This window comes from Streptomyces sp. NBC_01474 (assembly GCF_035918215.1).
GTDB classification, from domain to species: Bacteria; Actinomycetota; Actinomycetes; order Streptomycetales; family Streptomycetaceae; genus Streptomyces; species Streptomyces aureus.
On record NZ_CP109449.1, the window covers coordinates 6,745,868 to 6,762,488 of the forward strand.

Below are 16,621 nucleotides of genomic sequence, written 5' to 3' on the forward strand. Positions count from 1 at the left end.
AAGGAGCTTGCCCTCATGACGACCGACGTCAAGACCGTCAACCACTGGATCGGCGGGAAGACCGTCGAGGGTGTCTCGGGCAATTTCGGCCCGGTCACCGACCCCGCGACCGGCGCTGTCACGACGCAGGTCGCCTTCGCCGACGTCGACGAGGTCGACGCCGCGGTCGCCTCGGCCAAGGCCGCGTACGCGACGTGGGGCACCTCGTCCCTCGCCAAGCGCACCGCGATCCTCTTCAAGTTCCGGGCGCTGCTCGACGCCAACCGCGACGCCATCGCCGAGCTGATCACCGCCGAGCACGGCAAGGTCCACTCGGACGCGCTCGGCGAGGTCGCCCGCGGCCTGGAGATCGTGGACCTGGCCTGCGGCATCACCGTGCAGCTGAAGGGCGAGCTGTCCACCGAGGTCGCCTCGCGCGTCGACGTGTCGTCGATCCGTCAGCCGCTCGGCGTCGTCGCCGGCATCACGCCGTTCAACTTCCCGGCCATGGTGCCGATGTGGATGTTCCCGCTCGCCATCGCGTGCGGCAACACCTTCGTGCTGAAGCCGTCGGAGAAGGACCCGTCGGCGTCCATGAAGATCGCCGAGCTGCTCTCCGAGGCCGGTCTGCCCGACGGTGTCTTCAACGTCCTGCACGGTGACAAGGTCGCCGTGGACCGCCTCCTGGAGCACCCGGACGTCGCGGCCGTCTCCTTCGTGGGCTCGACGCCGATCGCCCGCCACATCCACACCACGGCCTCCGCCAACGGCAAGCGCGTGCAGGCGCTCGGCGGCGCCAAGAACCACATGCTGGTCCTGCCCGACGCCGACCTGGACGCCGCCGCCGACGCCGCGGTCTCCGCCGCGTACGGCTCCGCGGGCGAGCGCTGCATGGCCATCTCGGCCGTCGTGGCCGTGGGCTCCGTCGCCGACGAGCTCGTCGCGAAGATCAAGGACCGCGCCGAGAAGATCAAGATCGGTCCCGGCAACGACCCGACCTCGGAGATGGGCCCGCTCATCACCGCCGCACACCGCGACAAGGTGGCGTCCTACGTCACCGGCGCCGCGGCCGAGGGCTGCGAGGTCGTCCTCGACGGCACCGGCTACACGGTCGAGGGCCACGAGAACGGCCACTGGATCGGCCTCTCCCTGCTCGACCGCGTCCCCACGACCGCCAAGGCCTACCAGGACGAGATCTTCGGCCCGGTGCTCTGCGTGCTGCGCGTCGACACGTACGAGGAGGGCGTGGCGCTCATGAACGCCTCGCCGTTCGGCAACGGCACCGCGATCTTCACCCGCGACGGCGGCGCCGCCCGCCGCTTCCAGCTGGAGATCGAGGCGGGCATGGTCGGCGTGAACGTGCCGATCCCGGTGCCGGTGGGCTACCACTCCTTCGGTGGCTGGAAGGACTCGCTCTTCGGCGACCACCACATCTACGGCAACGACGGCACGCACTTCTACACCCGCGGCAAGGTCGTCACGACGCGCTGGCCCGACCCGTCCGACGCCCCCGTGGGCGTGGACCTGGGCTTCCCGCGCAACCACTGAGGTCCCGGCAGGACCAGGTGCCCCGGCCGCCGCACAGCGCGTCCGGGGCACCTCTGTGTGTGCCCGGGGCGCCGGGGGAGTGTCCGGAGTGCGGACGATTTTCGACGGACTTCGGAGCGGGGGCTGCGGTTCCCGTACGTAGGGGATGTATCGGGTGTCCCAGACGGCACGGCCTGTTCACCTGGGAAAGCAAGGTCATTCATCCGGGATGCCTGATGGAATGCACTTGCTGCGGCGAACCGTCTTGGAAGTGACCGCAGTTGGATCACGCGTCCGGTGCGGAATCCGCAGCTAAACGGCCGTTGACGTTCCGGATTTCGCACGGTGCAATGACGCGCCGGGAGCGGACGAACAACCCCCCATCGCGACAGCCCTTCGGAGGCGATAGCGCTCCCGGCCCGAGTATCAGAAACATCTGCCGCACGAGTCGATCGGAACCGCTCCCCCATGTCCGACACGCTTCGCACAAGCCCCACGACCGTCACCGAGGAGCCCCTCGCGCCCCTCGGCAACACGGCCAGTCCCCAGAAGCTCAAGCGTTCCATCGGCGTCGTCGGCGGCACCCTGCTCACGCTCTCGTGCGTGACGCCCGCCTCCACGCTCTTCGTGGTCGTCCCCGACCTGTTCTCCTCGCTCGGCACCGCCACCGCGCTCACCATCGCGATCGGCTCGCTGCTCTGCATAGCTGTCGCGTTCTGCTACTCGGAGCTGGGCACCCTCATCCCCAGCGCGGGCGGCGAGTACGCCATGGTGTCGACGCTCGCGGGCCGCCTCGCCGGCTGGCTCGTCTTCGTGCTCTCGCTGCTCGTCGTCATGATCGTGCCGCCCGTCATCGCGATGGGCACCGCGGACTATCTCGCCCCGCTCGTGCACCTGCCCGCCGCCGGCGCCGGAGCGGGCGTCATGCTCCTCGCCACCCTCGCGGGCCTGCTCGACCTGCGCGCCAACGCCTGGATCACCGGCATCTTCCTCGTCCTCGAGGTCATCGCCGCCGGAGTCGTCGCCGTCCTCGGCTTCGCCCACTCCGAGCGCGGCGCCGGCTCCCTCGTCGACCTGCACGTCTCCGGGGCCGGCGGCCACACCGACACCGTCACCGCGATGCTGATCATCTCCGGGCTCGCCATCGCCCTCTTCATCACGCAGGGCTTCTCGACCGCGGTCTACCTCTCCGAGGAACTGGAGAACCCGCGCCGCAACGTGGCCCGCACGGTGCTCGCGACCCTCGCCATCTCCACCGTGGTCATCCTGGTGCCGGTCGTCGCCATCACCATGGGCGCCCCCGACCTCGCCGCCCTCACCAGCGGCGACATCAGCGGCATGGTCGAGGCCTGGTCCAACTCCGCCGTCGGCACGTTCGTCAGCCTCTGCGTCGCCCTCGCGATCATCAACGCGGGCATCGTCATGGTCATCCAGAACTCCCGCGTCCTGTTCGCCTCCGCCCGCGACAAGTCCTGGCCCGAGCCGGTCAACAACGCGCTCTCCAAGCTCGGCCTCTTCGGCTCCCCGTGGGTCGCGACCCTCGTCGTGGGCGTGCCCGGGGCGGCCCTCTGCTTCGTCAACCTCGACACCCTGTACGGCGTGACCGGCGTCTCCGTCACCGGCATGTACCTCCTGGTCGCCGTGGCCGCGCTGCTCGCCCGCCGCGGCTCCCACCGCGACCAGCCGGCCTGGCGCATGCCGCTGTGGCCCGCGGTGCCGGTGGTCCTGATCGCCGTACTCGCCTACATCCTCAGCCAGCAGGAGGTCTCCTACCTGCTGTGGACCGGCGGCATCACCGCCGCGGCCACCCTCTACTGGGCGCTCTACCTGCGGCCGCGCAAGGACACCCGCTGGCTGGTGTCGATCCCCGAGGACGAGCAGGTCTGAGCGCCGGCTCCGCCCCGGGCGGCGCTCAGACGAACGACCACTCGATGACGGCGCACCCACCGCCGTCCCGGCCGCCCGCGCCGCGATACGTCGCGAGCGCGGGCGCGTTGTCCGTGTCCACGCCGACCCACATCCCGTAACAGCCCCGCTCCCTGGCCAGCGCCGCCAGCGCCTCGACCAGGGAGCGGCCGACGCCGCGGCGCCGGTACGGCTCGGCCACCGACAGCTCGTACAGGAACATCTCCACCCCCTTGTCCGGGTGAACCGTCTCCACCCCGCTGACGAAGCCCACGGGCTCGTCGTCCTCGTAGGCCAGGAAGAGATGATGGCCCGGCGTCCGAAGGAAACGGGCCGACCACTCGGGAAGAGCGGGCCCGTCGAACAGAGGCCCGGCGGCGGTCAGTTCGTCGACGGTGCGCGCACGGCGGATGCCGGATTTCTGCATGACGCTTCGTACCACGAGCGGTGTACGCGAGGGAGGGACCCTACTCCCCAGGGAGGTCCCCCGGTTCACACCGGGGGCTGCCCCCGTTGTCGGCGGGCGCCCGTACCGTTGACGCATGGATCTACGACTGACCGGACCGCGGGCCAGGCCACGGCGGTGGGCGGCCGCCGCCGCTGCCGTCGTGGTGCTCGCGGGCGCAGGCACGTGGACGGCCGCGGCCGCCTCGGACGACGCGCCCCCCGTGCAGCGCCGCGACAGGGTGATGGACACGGGCGGAGCCAGGATCGACACGTCGTACTTCACGACGCCCGGATCCGAGCGCCGCCCCGCCGTCCTGCTCGCCCACGGCTTCGGCGGCAGCAAGGACGAGCTGCGCGCCCAGGCCGAGGGCCTCGCCCGCGACGGATACGCCGTGCTGACCTGGTCGGCGCGCGGCTTCGGCCACTCCACGGGCAAGATCGGGCTCAACGACCCGAAGGGCGAGGTCGCCGACGCGTCCAGGCTCATCGACTGGCTGGCGAAGCGGCCCGAGGTGCAGCTCGACAAGAAGGGCGACCCGCGCGTCGGCGTCACCGGCGCCTCGTACGGCGGAGCGGTCTCGCTGCTCGCCGCCGGGTACGACGACCGGGTCGACGCCATCGCCCCGCAGATCACGTACTGGAACCTCGCCGACGCACTGTTCCCCCAGGGCGTCTACAAGAAGCTCTGGGCCGGGCTCTTCATCAACACCGGCGGCGGCTGCGACCGGTTCGAGCCGCAGCTGTGCCGCATGTACGAGCGCGTCGCCGAGGCCGGGAAGCCGGACGCCGCGGCCCGCGCACTCCTCGAGGAGCGCTCGCCGATCGCCGTCGGCAAGCACATCAAGGTGCCCACGCTCCTGATGCAGGGCCAGACCGACTCCCTGTTCCCGCTCGGCCAGGCCGACGCGGCCGCCAAGGCGATCCGGGCCAACGGCGCGCCTGTCGACGTCGACTGGATCGCGGGCGGTCACGACGGCGGCGACCGCGAGACGGGGCGGGTCGAAGCCCGCGTCGACTCCTGGTTCGACCGCTACCTGAAGGACGACAAGGCCGCCGACACCGGCCCCGCCTTCCGCGTCACCCGCACCGGAGGCGTCGACTCGACCGACGGCGCCGCCCAGCTGCGCGGCGCGAGCAGCGACACGTACCCGGGCCTCGCGAACGACCCGCGCCGCGTGCCGCTGACCGGGCGCGAGCAGCGCGTCGACAACCCCGCAGGGGCCAGCCCGCCCGCCATCTCGAACCTGCCGGGGCTCGGAGGCGGCGGCGGTGGCGGACTCGGCCAGCTCTCCTCCCTGGGCGTCGGCCTCTCCCTCGACTTCCCCGGCCAGTTCGCCCACTTCGAGTCGGCGCCCCTGCGCGACGACCTGCACGTCACGGGGTCCCCGACGGTGACGGTGCACGTCACGTCCGACAGCGACGACGCCGTCCTGTTCGGCAAGGTGTACGACGTCGCGCCCGGCGGCGGGTCCCAGCCGGTACTGCCCTCCCAACTCGCCTCGCCCGTAAGGGTGGTGGGCTCCGGAGCCGGCGGTGGCAAGGACGTCACGCTCACGCTCCCCGCCATCGACCACGAAGTGCAGAAGGGCCACCGGCTGCGCCTCGTCCTGTCCTCCACGGACCTCGGCTACGCGTCCCCGACGCACCCCGCCACGTACAGCGTCTCCCTCAAGAGCGACCTGTCCGTGCCCACCGCACCCGCCGTGCGCACGGCCGCCGCGCCGCTGCCCGCCTGGGTGTGGTGGCTGCCCCTCGCCGGCGTCCTGGCGGCGCTCGCCCTGCTGCTCACCGGGCGCCGCCGCGCGAGCGCGGGAGCCCCGGCCCCGGACCTCGCCGAAGTCCCGCTCCAGATCACCGACCTGAGCAAGAAGTACGCGAAGTCCGCCGACCGGTACGCGGTCCGTGACCTGTCCTTCCGCGTGGAGAAGGGCCAGGTCCTCGGCCTCCTCGGGCCGAACGGCGCGGGCAAGACCACAACCCTGCGCATGCTGATGGGCCTCATCGGGCCCGACGGCGGCGAGATCCGCGTCTTCGGGCACGCCATCAGGCCGGGCGCGCCCGTCCTGTCGCGGGTCGGCGCGTTCGTCGAGGGCGCGGGCTTCCTGCCGCACCTGTCCGGCCGGGAGAACCTGGAGCTGTACTGGGCGGCCACCGGCCGCCCCGCCGAGGACGCGCACCTGGAAGAGGCCCTGGAGATCGCCGGGCTCGGCGACGCCCTTGCCCGCGCCGTGCGCACCTACTCACAGGGCATGCGCCAGCGGCTCGCCATCGCGCAGGCCATGCTGGGCCTGCCCGACCTCCTCATCCTCGACGAGCCGACGAACGGCCTCGACCCGCCCCAGATCCGCGAGATGCGCGAGGTGATGATCCGGTACGCCGCCGCGGGCCGCACGGTCATCGTCTCCAGCCATCTCCTCGCCGAGGTCGAGCAGACCTGCACGCACCTGGTGGTCATGGACCGCGGCCGCCTGGTGCAGGCGGGACCGGTCGCCGACATCATCGGCTCCGGCGACACCCTCCTGGCCGGGCTCGCGGCGGACATCTCCGACGCGCTGGTGGAGAAGGTGGAGGCGCTGCCGGGCGTGGAGTCGGCGGCCCGCGCGGACGGCGGACTCCTGGTCCGTCTCGCCGCTCCCGCGCACACGGGTGTCCCGGCGACGGCCGGGGCGGTTCCCGCGGAGGTCGCCACGGAGAGCGCCCCGGCGGCGCCCGAGGACCCGGCCCGGTCCGCGGTCCTCATGCCTCCCGCCGGCGACCGGGAGACGGCCGCCGCCAGGCTCCTCGCCGAGCTGGTCCGGCTCGACGTGCCGGTCGCATCGCTCGGCCCGCACCGCCGCCTCGAAGACGCGTTCCTGACCCTGATCGGAGGCGAAGCCGGATGACCGCGCTCGTCGAGTCCACCGACGTGGCGCCCGGATACCGCGCGCGCCGCACCCTGCCCCTGCGGGTCGAGGCCGTACGCCAGCTGAAGCGGCGGCGCACGCTCGTCATGGGCGCCGTCCTCGCCCTGCTGCCGTTCGTCCTGGTCGTCGCGTTCGCCATCGGCGGCGACCCGGGCTCGCGCAACGGCCGGGTGACGCTGATGGACACGGCCACCGCGTCCGGCGCCAACTTCGCCGCGACGTGCCTGTTCGTCTCGGCCGGGTTCCTGCTCGTGATCCCCGTGGCCCTGTTCTGCGGGGACACGGTCGCCTCCGAGGCAGGCTGGTCCAGCCTGCGCTACCTCCTCGCGGCGCCCGTGCCCCGCGCCCGCCTCCTGTGGAGCAAGCTCACCGTCGCCCTCACCCTCAGCCTCGCCGCGATGGTCCTGCTGCCTGTCGTCGCCCTCGCGGTCGGCACGGCCACGTACGGCTGGGGCCCGCTGGAGATCCCGACCGGCGGCGCGCTCCCCGCGGGCACGGCGGCGCAGCGGCTGCTCGTCGTGATCGCGTACATCTTCGTGTCCCAACTGGTCACCGCGGGACTCGCGTTCTGGCTGTCGACGAAGACGGACGCGCCGCTCGGCGCGGTCGGCGGCGCGGTCGGGCTCACCATCGTGGGCAATGTGCTCGACGCGGTGACGGCGCTCGGCGACTGGCGCGATTTCCTGCCCGCGCACTGGCAGTTCGCGTGGGCGGACGCCATCCAGCCGCACCTGGAGTGGGGCGGCATGATCCAGGGGACGGCCGTCTCGGTAACGTACGCCGTCGTCCTGTTCGCCCTGGCCTTCCGGGGATTTCGCCGCAAGGACATCGTCTCGTAGGTCTCCGGAGGATCACCCTCCGGCGTCGGCGGGCCCCCTCCGTAGCCGCATCGAGATTCATCCGCAACGCCACCGACTGCTCGTTCCGGCCGTCTCGGACGTCACATTCACAAGGGTTGACGCAGCGATCGGCGAACCGAGGGGGCACGGATGAGGCCTGACAGCGAGCACCGGGCAGGGGACCGCGACCGTACGCGGGCATCGGCGCTGGCGCGGAGGCGGCCACGCGCACGGACACGGGCGGTCGGCCTGCTCGCGGCGGCGCTCGTGGGCTGCCTCCTCGTCACCGGGTGCGGGGGCGGGAGCGACGGCTCCTCGGCGGACCACGGCAAGGCGCGGCGCGCGGGCCCGCTGCCCGCCCCCGCACCGGCCCGCCCCTCCGCACCCGCGACGCCCGCGCCGGGCACCGAGGCCGACGGCGAGCAGCGCGACATCGCGCCGACCGACACCCCGTCGCCGACGCCCGCGGACTACCTCTCCACGTTCGCCCTCGACGTCGACACCGCGTCCTACGGCTACGCCCGCCGCACCCTCGCCGACGGGCGCCTGCCCGACCCGAAGACCGTGCGGCCCGAGGAGTTCATCAACAGCTTCCGCCAGGACTACCCGCGCCCCGAGGGCAACGGCTTCTCCGTGACGGCGGACGGGGCCCGCGCCGGCGAGGAGGGCTGGTCCTTCCTCCGGGTCGGCCTCGCCACCGGCCCGGCGGCCCCGGCGTCCGAGCGGCCGCCCGCCGCGCTCACCTTCGTCATCGACGTCTCCGGCTCCATGTCCGAAACCGGCAGGCTCGACCTGGTCAAGCAGTCCCTCGGCGTCATGACCGACCAACTGCGACCGGACGACTCACTCGCACTCGTCACCTTCAGCGAGACGGCCGAGACGGTGCTGCCGATGACCCGCGTCGGCGGCGGCCGGGGACGGGTCCATGACGCGATCGACCGCCTGGAGCCCATGTCCTCGACGAACCTCGACGCGGGTGTCCGCACCGGCTACGACACCGCGGTCGAGGGAGCGCGCCCCGGCGCCACCAACCGCGTCGTCCTCCTCTCCGACGCCCTCGCCAACACCGGTGAGACCGACGCGGACGCGATCCTCGACCGGATCTCCGACGCCCGGCGAGAGCACGGCATCACGCTGTTCGGCGTAGGAGTCGGCAGTGAGTACGGCGACGCCCTGATGGAGCGCCTCGCCGACAAGGGCGACGGCCACACGACGTACGTCTCCACCCCCGAGGAGGCCCGGAAGGTCTTCTGCGACGAGCTGCCGCAGAACATCGAACTGCGCGCCCGTGAGGCCAAGACGCAGGTCGCCTTCGACCCGCAGACCGTGCAGCGGTTCCGGCTCATCGGCTACGACGACCGGCAGGTCGCCGACGACGACTACCGCAACGACCGCGTGGACGGCGGCGAGGTCGGCCCCGGCCACACCGTGACCGCGCTGTACGCGATACGGCTGCGCCCGGGCGCGAGCGGCCACGTCGCGACGGCGGGCGTGCGCTGGCTGGACCCCGACACGCGGGCCCCGCACGAGGAGACGACCCAGATCGAGGCGTCCGCGCTGGACACGGACGTATGGCGCTCGAACCGCGGCCTCCAACTGACGGCCACGGCCGCCTACTTCGCGGACGCGCTGAGGCAGGGCGCGCTGCCGGGAGCGCCCACGCTGTCCCAACTGGCCTCACGTGCGGACAAGTTGGCCCGCGTGACGGAGGACAAGGACGTGCGGCGGCTCGCGGAAGCGATACGCAGGGCCGACGAACTACGGATCTGAGGGCAGCCGTACCCGCTCGCGCAGGTTGGAGAAGCTGTCATTTTGCCCTGTAGGTTCTGGGTGAATATCGAGGCGGAGTAATCGACCGCCGAATAGGGCGGCGTAAATTCTGTATGAATGCCTGTTCAGTTCCTGAAGGGTGATGAGAATTGAACTCAGACGTAACTGATCGAGTTCTCATCCCATTTGGTCATTCCGCGGCCGGAGCCCGCGTAATGTTTTCCGTGTCGAAGCCGGAAAGGGCTTACGGCAAAAGGAAAAGCGTCACCGAGAAAGGGACCACCCTCATGAGCTTCCACAAGATCGCCCCCGTCAAGAAGACCCGCAAGCCCGGCGCGAAGCCGGCCGCCGCACACCGGGCGGCGCCCAAGCCGAAGCACCAGCCCCGCCGCCGTCCGGTCGGCAACAAGGCCGGCAAGGACTGCTGAACCGTGCCGTCGAGGCGGGCCCCAGGCGTGCGCCGGGGGCCCGCCTCAGCCGTGTTCCCGGTTCGGACAGAAGGAGTTGAGGAAGTCGGAGGAGTCAGAGGGATTGGGGGAGTTGATGGAGCATAAAAGCACGGGTGCCCGTCAGGCGTTCCGGCGATTCTGGCCGTTGACGCGTGGTGACCGCAGATGGCTGGTCCTGATCATTGTCTGCGTCGTGGTCGCCGCGCTCGCCGAGACAGCCTCGATCCTGATTTTCGCGCATCTCACCGACCACGCGCTGGCTGCGGGATCGCTCTCCGCATTCTGGGTGCCCGCCGCGCAGTGGCTCGGTGTTGCCGTGATCGGCGCCGCGGTCGGGTATGCCGGGAACTCGCTCGCTGTATGGACCGCGGAGCGGTTCGTCCTGCGGCTGCGCGCCGGCGTGTTCCGTCATGTGCAGGGGCTGCCCCCGCACTTCTTCCAGAAGCACCGGCAGGGCGATCTCGTCGAGCGGCTCACCGGTGATGTCGAGGCCATCGAACAGATGGTGGTGTCCGGCGTGGTGGGCACCGTTTCCGCGTTGTTCTCCACCGTCTTCTACATGGCCGCTGCCCTCTGGCTCCGCTGGGACCTCGCCCTCGTCACCTTCCTGCTCGCCCCTCTCTTCCTCGTCGCCGCCCGCCATTTCGCCGGCCGCATCAGGTCCGCGGCCCGTGAGGAGCGCACCGCCGACGGCGCCATCACCTCGGTCGTCGAGGAGTCCCTCGGCAATGTCGTCCTCACCCAGGCCTACAACCTGCGCCGGGACGAGGAACGCCGGCTCGACCACGAGGCCCGTGCGTGGCTGCGCGCCTCCGTGCGTGGCGCCCGCGCGAGCGAGCTGTACGAGCAGTTCGTCGAGGTCGTCGAGACGCTGTGTGTGCTGGCCGTCATCGGATTCGGCGCCTGGGAGATCGCCGCGGGCCGTATGACGCTCGGCGATCTGCTCGCCTTCGCGGCCTTCATCGGCTACCTCTATCCGCCGATCCGCAACCTCGGGCAGCTGGGCCTCACGCTCACCGCCGCCACGGCCGGAGCGGAACGGATCCAGGAGGTCCTGGACGCCGAGCCCGCGGTGACCGACCCCGTCTCACCCCGGCCGGCCTGGCCCGTGCACGGCCGCATCAGCCTCGAGGGCGTCTCCTTCCGCTACCCGGACGCTCCCGCGGAATCGCTGACAGACGTGTCACTGACCGCCGAGCCCGGCGAACTCGTCCTGATCACAGGGGAAAGCGGAGCAGGCAAGTCGACCCTCTCCAAGCTGCTGCTGCGCTTCTACGACCCGACGGCCGGGACCGTACGCCTCGACGGGGTGCCGCTCACCGACGTACCGCTGGAGTTCCTCCGCGAGAACGTGGCCCTGCTGCCCCAGGAGACCCTGATCCTGCACGGCACCATCCGCGAGAACATCTCCTGCGGCCTCCCGGGCGCCGGCGAGCGGGAGATCCGGCAGGCGGCAGTGGACGCGGCCGCCCACGAGTTCATCACCGATCTGCCCGAGGGCTACGACACCCGGATCGCCCCCGCCACCGCCGCCCTCTCCGGCGGTCAGCTGCAGCGCATCGCGATCGCCCGCGCCGTGCTGCGCGGCGCCCCCGTCCTCGTTCTCGACGAGCCGACCGCCGGACTCGATGCGCTGGCCGCACGACGCGTGGTGCAGCCGCTACGCCGGCTGATGGCGGGCCGTACGACCATCGTGATCACCCACGATCTGGCGCTGGCGCCGGACGCGGACCGCATCCTTGTCGTGGACGGCGGCCGTCTCGTGGAGTGCGGTACGCACCGGGAACTCCTCGCCAGGGGCGGGACGTACGCGCGGCTGCGCAGCGCTTAGCCCTGGGACCTGTCTTCGAACAGGCCCTAGGGGAGCGCCGCCCCCCGAGCCGTCACCCACAGCTCGTACCACTCCTCGTGGGTGAGTTCGGGGTCGCGGCGGGCGGCGTCGCGGCAGGCTCGGATGCGGGTGGGGTTGGCCGTGCCGATGACCGGGGCGATGCGGGCCGGGTGGCGCTGGAGCCACCACAGGATGATCGTCTCCGGGGTGGTGTGCTTCTTCTCGGCCAGGGCCGTGACCAGCTGGGCCGTGGCGTATTCGGCGGGGGTCGCCTCGCGGCCCGTGTAACTGCCCTGGGCGAGCGGACCCCACGCCTGGAGGCGGATCCCGTGGGTGGCGCAGTGTTCCAGGGTGCCGAGCGGGAAGCCGTTCGTGGCGGCCTCGGGCGTGTTGACCAGGACTCCGGCCTCCACCCAGTCCCGGCTCTTCAGGCTCATCTCCAGCTGGTTGGCGACGAGCGGGAAGTCCAGGTGGGACTGGAGGTGGGCGATCTGGTGGGCGCTCATGTTGGAGACGCCGAAACTCCTGACGAGGCCCTGCTCCTGGAGCGAGGTGAGGGCCTTGGCCACTTCGCCCGGGTCCGCCAGCGGGTCGGGGCGGTGCAGCAACAGGACGTCGACGTGGTCGGTCCGCAGCCGGGTCAGGCTCTCCTCGACGCACCGCACGATGCGGGCGCCGCTCAGGTCGTACACCCCGGGGCGGTCGCCGTCGGCGAGGCGGATCCCGCACTTGGTCTGTACGGTGATGCGCTCGCGCAGCCCGGGCGTCCGGGCGAGCACCTCGCCGAACACGGCCTCGGCCTTGCCGTCGCGGTAGATGTCGGCGTGGTCGAACGCGGTGATGCCGCTGTCGAGGGCCGCCTGCACGGCGGCCTCGGCGGCGTCGATGTCGGCGGCCTTGTAGGGCGCGGAGTCCCAACTCCCGCCCAGCCCCATGCATCCGTAGATCAGCCGGTCCTGGTCAGTGTGCGCGTGCGGGTGCGCGTGCGCGTGCGGTGTCGTGGTCACCCCGGCAGCGTAGGGCCCCGCCGTCACGGCTTGGGGAGGTCGAAGTAGCGGTTGAGGCCCGCGGCGAACGCGACATCGCCGGTGATCTTGACCTTGCGCATCATGAACATCATGACGGGGCTCTGATTGCCCGAGACCAGCTTCAGGAAGTCCGCGTCGCCCATGGCGAGCGTGACGCGCGGCGTGGCGTCCGAGCGGCCCTCGGTGACCGTGCAGGTCCCGTCCGCGATCGCCGTCTCGAACACGGCCTCCGCCTGGTCCGCGGCGCTGGTGACCTTCCAGCGGATCAGGGCCTGGAGCGAGCCCGCGGCATCCCGCTTGAACTGCCGCTCCATGCGCGCGAAGACCTCTTCGAGGATGCGGGCCCGCAGCTCGCCGTCCCGCGCGATCCGGTCGATCTCCTTGGCGGACAGGCCCTTCACGATCGCCGCGAACTGCTCGGGCGTGACCGCCGAGAAATCGAGTCCGGCAATCCCGTCGCGCGTGCTTGCGCCCTCGCCCATGGAACCCTCCGTGTGCCGAAACTGCTTACCATTCAGTAAACTTACCAATCGGTAAGGTTACGGCCGGGGCAGATGGGCTGACAAGCGTGACGGGTATAACGGGCGATCCGGCAGAAGGCTACGGGGGGCTCGGAGAGCCTTCGGGGGCGAGCGGTGGCGGACCGGGTGCCCCTGCCGGCCGGCGGCGCCGTGTCCCGCGCCGCGAGCGCGAGCAGCAGATGATCGACGTCGCCGTGCGGGTCTTCGCCAAGCGCGGGTACCACGCCGCGTCCGTCGACGAGATCGCCGAACTCGCGGGCGTTTCCAAGCCGATGGTCTATCTCTACCTCGACTCCAAGGAAGGGCTGTTCCTGGCGTGCCTGTGCCGGGAGTCGGCCCGGCTCGTCGCCGCGTTCCAGGGGGCGGCGCGGGCGGGCGGCGAGCCCGAGCAGCGGCTCTACGCGGGCCTCGCCGCGTTCTTCGGGTTCGTCGCCGGACACCGTGACTCCTGGGTCGTCCTGCACCGTCAGGCCTCCGAGCTCAGCGCCGCCATCGCCGCCGCGGTCGCGGAGGCGCGCCGGGCCGTCATGGCCGAGGTCGCGGGCCTGGTCGGGGACGGCATCGCGGACAGCGGACGGGGGGCCCTGCTCGACGCCGAGGACGCCGATTTCGTGGCCCACGCGCTCGTCGGCGCCGCGGACGCGCTCACCGACTGGATGGAGCGCCACCCGGGCCAGTCGCCGGACGGGATCGCGCTGCGGCTGATGAACATGGTGTGGGTGGGGATGCGGCACGTCCTCGACGGCGAGGTCTGGACCCCGCGCGAGGCCTGACCGCGCGGGACCCTCACCGGCCCGCGCAGTTCGGTCGCGTCGGCCCCATTGAATTTCCGTTACGCGTGAGTAAGTTGACGGCCGAGTAAGTCTGTAAGTCTGCGTGGGACGAGCGAGACGCAGGGATCACGTCAGCCGCGACCTGGAGCCGTCATGGGCGTACGCAAGGATCTTCAACGGGCACAGCAGCGCGCTGACTTGACGGACCGGGCCACCGTCGAGACCGTCAAGGACGAGCACGGAACCGTGCGCGAGGTGCGCACGGCCGCCCTCGCCGCGGACCCCGGCGGGAGCACGCCCGCCGACATCCCCTTCACGAACGCCGCCGAGGCGCCCGACGCCGTGGTCCTGCGGCGCAAGGAGGGCGAGCGCTGGCGTCCCGTCACGGCGGCGGCCTTCGCGCGTGAGGTGACCGCGGCGGCCAAGGGGCTGATCGCGGGAGGCCTCGAACCCGGCGGGCGCGTCGCCCTCATGTCCCGTACGCGCTACGAGTGGACCGTCCTCGACTTCGCCATCTGGGCGGCCGGCGGGCAGACCGTACCCGTCTACGCCACCTCGTCGGCCGAACAGATCGAGTGGATCGTCCGGGACTCCGGCGCGCGCCATCTGATCACCGAGACACCCGAGAACACGGCCACCGCGCGGACCGCGCTCGCCGCGCTGCCCGAGGGGGAGCGGCCGCGCTGCTGGGAGCTGGACGCGGGCGCCGTACTCGAACTCGCCACCCTGGGGCGGGAGGTGGAAGACGACGAGGTGACCAAGCGGCGCACTGCCCTCACCCCCGACACCGTCGCGACCGTCTGCTACACCTCCGGGACCACCGGGAAGCCGAAGGGCTGCGTCCTCACCCACGCCAATCTGCACACCGAGGCCGCGAACACGGCGGAGCTGCTGCATCCCATCTTCAAGGAGGTGACCGGACAGGTCGCCTCGACGCTGCTGTTCCTTCCCCTGGCGCACATCCTCGGCCGCACCATCCAGATCTCCTGCATGCTCGCCCGTATCGAACTGGGCCACTGCCCCGGTATCAGGCCCGACGAGCTGCGGCCCCAACTGCGCTCCTTTCGGCCGACGTTCGTCGTCGGGGTGCCGTACCTCTTCGAGAAGATCCACGACACGGGCCGGGCCACCGCGGAGAAACTCGGCCGCGGCGCGTCGTTCGACCGGGCCGACCGGATCGCGGTGAACTACGGCGAGGCGCACCTGGCCCGCTTCCTCGGCCGCGGCCGGGATCCCCGCGGCAAAGGCCCGTCCCTCGGTCTCAGGATCGCCCGCGGCCTCTACGACCTGCTGGTGTTCCGCCGCGTGCGCAAGGAGCTCGGCGGGCGCCTGCGCTACGCGATCAGCGGCGGCTCCCCCCTCGACCGGCGCCTCAGCCTCTTCTTCTACGCCGCCGGGATCCTCGTCTACGAGGGGTACGGCCTGACGGAGACCAGCGCCGCCGCCACGATCACTCCGCCGCTCGCCCCGCGTCCCGGGACGGTCGGTCTCCCGGTGCCGGGCACGGCCGTCCGGATCGCCGACGACGGGGAGGTACTCATCAAGGGCGGCATCGTGTTCGGCGGATACCGGAACAACCCCGAGGCGACGGCGGAGGTGCTGGACGGCGGCTGGTTCGCCACCGGTGACCTGGGGGCCCTCGACGAGGACGGCTATCTCACCATCACCGGCCGCAAGAAGGACATCATCGTCACCTCCGGCGGCAAGAACGTCTCGCCGGCCGTCCTGGAGGACCGGCTGCGCAGCCGCCCGCCGGTCGGCCAGTGCATCGTCGTGGGCGACAACCGGTCCTACGTCGCCGCGCTGATCACGCTGGAGCCGGAGGCGGTCGCGCACTGGCTGTCCGTACGGAAGATGCCCGCCGACACCCCGACGGCCGACGTCGTCCGTGACCCGCGGATGATCGCGGCGGTGCAGCAGGCCGTCGACTATGCGAACGAGGCGGTCTCGCGGGCCGAGTCCATACGTAAATTCGCCCTGGTGGAGGGCGAGTTCACCGAGGACAACGGGCTGCTCACCCCCTCGTTGAAGATCAAGCGGCATGCGGTCGCGGGCGCGTACGAGGGGGAGATCGAGGACCTCTACCGGGGCTGACCGCCCGCCGCCGGAACCGGTATCGAGGCCGGGGCCGCGATCGGGGTCCGGTGCGGGGCTGCTGCGGGCGGCAGGCCGTGGGCGAAGAGCGCGGCGAGGTCGGCGGGCGAGGCGCCCGTGCGCTCACCGGCCAGGTCCCACAGGTCCAGCCAGCCGCGCCGGACCCGCGCGGCGAACGCGTCCTGGCCCGGCGACGCGGCCGTGGCGGCGGCCTGGAGCAGCATGAGGGTGACGTCCCGGTCGGCGCGCAGCTCCGCGTACGCCCGGCCCATCCCCTCCACGGTCGCGGGCGCCTCGCCCAGGGCCTGGGCGAGGCGCTGGAAACAGCGGTCGGTGGCCGCCTCGAACAGGGCGTGCTTGGTCGGGAAGAACCGGAACAGATACGGCTGCGACACCCCGACCCGCCGCGCGATCGCCTCCGTCGACGTGCCGTGGTACCCGCGCCCGGCGAACTCGACGAACGCGGCCCGCACGACGGCCTCCCGCCGCTCGCCGGCGCTCAGCCGCATCGCGTGCTCACCCCGCACCGCCCGCACACGCCTGCCCGGCAGCGGT

General features: G+C 71.8%; 13 protein-coding genes. 9 read left to right on the forward strand and 4 right to left on the reverse strand.

Going from position 1 to position 16,621, the window contains the following annotated elements:
• The first annotated feature begins 15 nt into the window (after positions 1-15).
• Complete coding sequence (gene mmsA, locus OG758_RS30850) at positions 16-1,527, forward strand: CoA-acylating methylmalonate-semialdehyde dehydrogenase (protein WP_326712922.1); 1,512 nt, start codon at positions 16-18, stop codon at positions 1,525-1,527.
• A gap of 447 nt (positions 1,528-1,974) precedes the next feature.
• Positions 1,975-3,393: an APC family permease gene (locus OG758_RS30855; RefSeq protein ID WP_326712923.1), complete on the forward strand. Its 1,419-nt coding sequence runs from the start codon at positions 1,975-1,977 to the stop codon at positions 3,391-3,393.
• 25 nt (positions 3,394-3,418) lie between these two features.
• Here OG758_RS30855 and OG758_RS30860 read toward each other — a convergent pair whose 3' ends face one another.
• Positions 3,419-3,838: a GNAT family N-acetyltransferase gene (locus OG758_RS30860; protein WP_326712924.1), complete on the reverse strand. Its 420-nt coding sequence runs from the start codon at positions 3,836-3,838 to the stop codon at positions 3,419-3,421.
• Between the two features lie 115 nt (positions 3,839-3,953).
• On the opposite strand from OG758_RS30860, the gene OG758_RS30865 reads away from it, so the two are divergent.
• The 5 genes from OG758_RS30865 (at position 3,954) to OG758_RS30885 (ending at position 11,650) form a co-directional block, all read left to right on the forward strand.
• Complete coding sequence (locus tag OG758_RS30865) at positions 3,954-6,740, forward strand: alpha/beta fold hydrolase (RefSeq protein WP_326712925.1); 2,787 nt, start codon at positions 3,954-3,956, stop codon at positions 6,738-6,740.
• The gene (locus OG758_RS30870; RefSeq protein WP_326712926.1) at positions 6,737-7,600 is read left to right on the forward strand and encodes an ABC transporter permease; all 864 of its coding nucleotides are present in this window, start codon (positions 6,737-6,739) and stop codon (positions 7,598-7,600) included. Before OG758_RS30865 ends, OG758_RS30870 begins: the two co-directional genes overlap by 4 nt.
• Positions 7,601-7,750: 150 nt before the next feature.
• Positions 7,751-9,370, forward strand: a complete 1,620-nt coding sequence (locus OG758_RS30875; protein WP_326712927.1) for a vWA domain-containing protein — start codon at positions 7,751-7,753, stop codon at positions 9,368-9,370.
• A 287-nt stretch (positions 9,371-9,657) separates the two neighbouring features.
• Complete coding sequence (locus tag OG758_RS30880) at positions 9,658-9,798, forward strand: hypothetical protein (protein ID WP_326712928.1); 141 nt, start codon at positions 9,658-9,660, stop codon at positions 9,796-9,798.
• 115 nt (positions 9,799-9,913) lie between these two features.
• Positions 9,914-11,650 (forward strand): ABC transporter ATP-binding protein, encoded by a 1,737-nt coding sequence (locus tag OG758_RS30885; protein WP_326712929.1) that lies wholly within the window; start codon positions 9,914-9,916, stop codon positions 11,648-11,650.
• A 26-nt stretch (positions 11,651-11,676) separates the two neighbouring features.
• On the opposite strand, the gene OG758_RS30890 is transcribed toward OG758_RS30885, so the two are convergent.
• The gene (locus tag OG758_RS30890) at positions 11,677-12,657 is read right to left on the reverse strand and encodes an aldo/keto reductase (protein ID WP_326712930.1); all 981 of its coding nucleotides are present in this window, start codon (positions 12,655-12,657) and stop codon (positions 11,677-11,679) included.
• A gap of 23 nt (positions 12,658-12,680) precedes the next feature.
• Entirely contained in the window at positions 12,681-13,160 is a 480-nt protein-coding gene (locus OG758_RS30895; protein WP_326712931.1) for an SCP2 sterol-binding domain-containing protein, read from the reverse strand.
• An 86-nt stretch (positions 13,161-13,246) separates the two neighbouring features.
• Between OG758_RS30895 and OG758_RS30900 the strand changes: the two genes are divergently transcribed.
• Both OG758_RS30900 and OG758_RS30905 read left to right on the forward strand, forming a co-directional pair.
• Positions 13,247-13,972: a TetR/AcrR family transcriptional regulator gene (locus tag OG758_RS30900; RefSeq protein WP_326712932.1), complete on the forward strand. Its 726-nt coding sequence runs from the start codon at positions 13,247-13,249 to the stop codon at positions 13,970-13,972.
• Between the two features lie 153 nt (positions 13,973-14,125).
• Positions 14,126-16,066, forward strand: a complete 1,941-nt coding sequence (locus OG758_RS30905) for an AMP-dependent synthetase/ligase (protein WP_326712933.1) — start codon at positions 14,126-14,128, stop codon at positions 16,064-16,066.
• On the opposite strand, the gene OG758_RS30910 is transcribed toward OG758_RS30905, so the two are convergent.
• Entirely contained in the window at positions 16,054-16,575 is a 522-nt protein-coding gene (locus OG758_RS30910; protein ID WP_326712934.1) for a TetR/AcrR family transcriptional regulator, read from the reverse strand. The two genes, OG758_RS30905 and OG758_RS30910, sit on opposite strands and share 13 nt — an antisense overlap.
• Positions 16,576-16,621 lie beyond the last annotated feature (46 nt).